Annotated in this window: 2 pseudogenes; both read left to right on the top strand. The window is 63.3% G+C overall.

Annotation, left to right across the window (positions count from 1 at the left end):
- Positions 1–239 precede the first annotated feature (239 nt).
- Positions 240–308, top strand: a pseudogene (locus SB816_RS29885) (triose-phosphate isomerase); the annotation flags it as partial.
- Between the two features lie 72 nt (positions 309–380).
- Positions 381–452 (top strand): annotated as a pseudogene (locus SB816_RS29890) (preprotein translocase subunit SecG); the annotation flags it as partial.

The following is a 452-nucleotide window of genomic DNA, read 5'->3' on the forward strand; positions in this document are numbered from 1 at the left end:
AAGGCAGGCTTATGGAGTAGCCCTCGATGAAAAAGATAATTCTTTCCACCATTGCCGCGCTGGTCGCCACCGGCAGCGTCTTCGCATCCTACGGCACAGCCTCGGCTCAGGACTATCCCTATCGTCCGCGCTATGACCGTGGTTACGACCGTGGCGGCCCACCCCCGCCGCCCTACCGCGAACATCGCCGCCACAATGATGGCGCAGCGATTGCCGGCGGCCTCGCCGCAGGCGTCATCGGCGGCCTGATCGGCGGCGCGTCGCTGAAGGCTGAAGATTTTCTGGCGATCTGCCGGGCTGCGCGTTGAGCGGTCCGCGATCGAATTGAACCATGATGGCGGCCGGGTGGTCCGGTCGCCAGATCCAACCGGGTGGGTGTGATGCTGTTATTCAAAACGCTGATTATTGTGGTGCAGGTGCTGTCCGCGCTGGGCGTGATCGGGCTCGTGCTG

Origin of the sequence: Achromobacter sp. SIMBA_011 (genome assembly GCF_046535435.1) — a bacterium.
Taxonomy (GTDB): Bacteria; Pseudomonadota; Gammaproteobacteria; order Burkholderiales; family Burkholderiaceae_B; genus Achromobacter; species Achromobacter dolens.